This window comes from Streptomyces fuscigenes (genome assembly GCF_021556455.1).
Classification (GTDB): Bacteria; Actinomycetota; Actinomycetes; order Streptomycetales; family Streptomycetaceae; genus Streptomyces; species Streptomyces fuscigenes.
The window spans coordinates 1-3,323 of sequence record NZ_JAKGCV010000535.1 but is presented as its reverse complement, the minus strand read 5'-3'; the positions used below and the strand labels follow the sequence as shown (position 1 = coordinate 3,323).

Here is a 3,323-nt window from a genome sequence, read left to right as displayed (position 1 = left end):
GCGGGCGCCCCCGGCGCCGGGCACGCTCCCGCCGTGCCCGGCTCGGGCAGCGGGTGCATCGGCAGGTAGCCGATCTCGCCCGCCGCGCCGTGGCCGCCGCGAAACAGCCTGCCGTCCGCCACGACGCCCGCGCCGAGGCCCGTGCCCACCCACAGGTAGGCGAACAGCCGGGAGCCCTGGCCCGCGCCGAGCGCGTACTCGCCGAGCGCCGCGAGGTTCGCGTCGTTCATCACGTCGAGGCCGGTGCCGAGTTCCGCGTGCAGCCGGTCGAAGAGGCCGCTGCGCCCCCACCCGGGCAGATTCACCGCGTACCGCACCCGGTGCGTGCCGGGATCGGTGACGCCGGGGCTGCCGACCACCGTGTGCACCACCTGGGACCACTCCAGCCCGGCCGCCGCGGCCACCGAACGGGCGAGGCGCGCCGCGTCGCGCACCATCGCGCCCGCCGTGCGCGCGGTGTTCGGCGTGTCGCGGCGGCCGACGACCGTGCCGTCGAGGTCGGCCGCCGCGGCGCGCAGCCACTCGCGCCCGACGTCCACCCCGATCACGTGGCCCGCGGTCGGGTCCGCCGCGTAGAGCACGGCGGCCCGGCCGCGCCCCTGGCCCCTGCTGACCTCGCCGGTCGCCGTGCTCCTCGCGCTGATCATGGCCGGGATGCAGGCCATGCCGCCGATCCTGACCGGGTACCGCGAACACGGCATCCTGCGCCGCATGTCGACCACCCCGGTACGGCCGTCGGCCCTGCTGGTCTCCCAGCTGGTGCTGCTGGGCGGGGGCGCGCTCGTCTCCGCGGTGCTCGTGGTGGCCGTGGGGCGGATCGCGTTCGGCGTCGCCCTCCCGCACCAGCTCGGCGGCTACGTCCTCGCGCTGGTCCTCGCCGCGGCCGGCGCGATGTCGCTGGGCCTGCTGATCTGCGCGCTCGCCCGGGGCGAGAAGGCGGCGCAGGCGCTCGGCGCGGCCGCGCTGTTCCCCTCCATGTTCACCGCGGGCGTCTGGCTGCCCGTGCAGACCATGCCCCACCTGCTGCGGGCGATCGTCGAGTACACCCCGCTGGGCGCGGCGTCGCAGGCCCTCGACCAGGCGGCGCGCGGCGACTTCCCCGGACTCGCCCACCTCGGGGTCACGCTGCTGTGGACCGTGCTGCTGGGCGCCGGCGCGGTGCGCTGGTTCCGGTGGCACTGAGCGGGCCCGCCGCCGGCCGGGCGCGGGCGGGCCGCGAAGCCGGACGCGACGGGCGCGGGCGAGAGCGGCCGGGGGAGACTGGCGGCATGGAAGGCAGAGCCGTCGCCGTCGAGGAGCGCTGGCAGCAGATCTACCGCTGGGCCCCGCTCGCCCTCTTCGGCATCGGGGCCGCCGTCTCCGCCGCGGTGGCCCCGGCGCTGATGAGCCGGACGGACGTCCTGGCGGCGGCGGGCCTCGCGCCGGCGGCGCTGGCCTGCGAGCTGTGGTGGGTCAGGCCCGGCCGGGCGCCCGTGCGCGGGTCCGCCGCCGAGCAGGCGCACTACTGGCTGCGCACGGCCCTGGCCTTCGCCCTGACGTGGCTGAACCCGCTCTTCGCGATCTACGCGTACGCCGGGTACTTCGACGTCCACCGGATGCTGCCACGGCGGGCGGCCATGCTGGGCCTGTTCGCCAACGCGGTGACGATCGCCGGCTCCCAGGCGGCCGGGCTGCCGCCCCGGTCCGCCACCCTGTGGATCCTGTTCTGCGCGCTGGTCGTGCTCAACAGCGGCATGGCGACGTTCTTCTCGGCGCTCGGGGAGCGGGAGGTCGCCAAGGCCCGGCGGGCCCGGACGACCATCCAGGAACTGGAGGCCGTCAACGCCCGCCTGGAGCAGGCCCTGGCGGAGAACGCGGCGCTGCACGCCCAGCTCCTCGTGCAGGCCCGCGAGGCCGGCGTCGCCGACGAGCGGCGCAGGCTCGCCGCCGAGATCCACGACACGATCGCGCAGGGCCTGACCGGCATCATCGCCCAGCTGGGCGCGGTCACCGGCACCCCCGACGGGGCTCTCGCCCGCGCACACCTGGACCGTGCCTCCGCGCTCGCCCGGCACAGCCTGGGGGAGGCCCGGCGCTCCGTGCGCGACCTGAGCCCGCTCGACCTGGAGCACGACGCGCTGCCCGAGGCCCTGGAGCGCACGGTCGCCACCTGGGCCGAACGCACCGGCGTCCACCCGCGGTTCACCGTCACCGGCACCCGGGAGCAGCTGCACGACGAGGTCGCCGCCACCCTCCTGCGCGTCGCGCAGGAGGCGCTGGCCAACGTCGAACGGCACGCGGAGGCGCAGCGTGTCGGCGTGACGCTCTCCTACATGGGGGACGAGGTGACGCTCGACGTGCGCGACGACGGCGCGGGCTTCGACCCGCTCGCGGCGGCGCGGCGCACCGGGACGGGCGGCTTCGGCCTCCCGGGCATGCGCGCGCGGGTGGAGCGGATCGCCGGGACCCTGAGCGTCGAGTCGGAGCGCGGCGGGGGCACGGCGGTCTCCGCCCGCGTACCGTTGGCGCACCATGGCTGAGGACGCTGCGCACCCCGAAGACCCCGAAGACCGCGAAGACCCCCGGGGACCCGGCGCCGAACACGCCGGGGCCGCCGAGGACCCCGAACACGCCGGGGCCGTCGTGACGCTGCTGCTCGTCGACGACCACCCCGTCGTCCGCGACGGCCTGCGCGGGATGTTCGAGTCGTCGCCGGACTTCCGGGTTCTGGGGGAGGCGGCCGACGGGGTGCGGGGCGTCGAGCTGGCGCTGCGCCTCGATCCCGACGTCGTCCTGATGGACCTGCGGATGCCGGGCGGCGGGGGTGTCGACGCGATCGCCGAGCTCGCCCGCAGGGGCGCCCGCGCGCGGGTCCTCGTCCTGACCACGTACGACACCGACTCCGACACGCTGCCCGCGATCGAGGCGGGCGCCACCGGCTACCTGCTCAAGGACGCCCCCCGCCAGGAGCTGTTCACCGCCGTGCGGGCGGCGGCGCGCGGGCGCAGCGTCCTGTCGCCCGAGGTCGCCTCACGCCTCCTCACCCGCGTGCGGACCCCGGCCGCGCCGGCCGCCGAGCCCCTGTCGGCGCGCGAGCGCGAGGTGCTCGCCCTCGTCGCGCGGGGCACGTCGAACCGGGAGATCGCGAAGGAGCTGTTCATCAGCGAGGCCACGGTCAAGACGCACCTCACCCACCTCTACGCGAAGCTGGGCGTCAAGGACCGCGCGGCGGCCGTCGCGGTCGGCTACGACCGCCGCATCCTCGGCACCTGAGAGCGCGTCGGCTCCGGCCGCCCGACCCCGGCCGCAGGGCCCCGCCGCCGGGTCCCGGCCGGGGCGCCCCC

Annotated in this window: 3 protein-coding genes and 1 pseudogene; 3 read left to right on the top strand and 1 reads right to left on the bottom strand. The window is 77.1% G+C overall.

Annotated elements, in window-relative coordinates:
* Positions 1-665 (bottom strand): ROK family protein (locus tag L1885_RS25860; protein ID WP_235799582.1); only part of this gene is annotated, 665 nt, incomplete at its 3' end.
* Between L1885_RS25860 and L1885_RS25855 the strand changes: the two are divergent.
* The 3 genes and pseudogenes from L1885_RS25855 to L1885_RS25845 form a co-directional block, all read left to right on the top strand.
* A pseudogene (locus tag L1885_RS25855) lies at positions 619-1,182 on the top strand (ABC transporter permease); the annotation flags it as partial. The gene L1885_RS25860 and the pseudogene L1885_RS25855 overlap by 47 nt on opposite strands.
* 86 nt (positions 1,183-1,268) lie before the next feature.
* On the top strand, positions 1,269-2,519 hold the full coding sequence (locus L1885_RS25850) for a sensor histidine kinase (RefSeq protein ID WP_235799581.1): 1,251 nt from the start codon (positions 1,269-1,271) through the stop codon (positions 2,517-2,519).
* Positions 2,512-3,252, top strand: coding sequence for a response regulator (locus L1885_RS25845; protein WP_268984529.1), 741 nt, complete (start codon positions 2,512-2,514; stop codon positions 3,250-3,252). The genes L1885_RS25850 and L1885_RS25845 overlap by 8 nt, the downstream gene beginning before the upstream one ends.
* The last annotated feature ends 71 nt before the right edge of the window (positions 3,253-3,323 follow it).

Excerpts from the sequence above, each read along its gene's own strand:
- L1885_RS25850 (WP_235799581.1), top strand. The coding sequence starts at position 1,269 with ATGGAAGGCAGAGCCGTCGCCGTCGAGGAGCGCTGGCAGCAGATCTAC.
- L1885_RS25845 (WP_268984529.1), top strand. The coding sequence starts at position 2,512 with ATGGCTGAGGACGCTGCGCACCCCGAAGACCCCGAAGACCGCGAAGAC.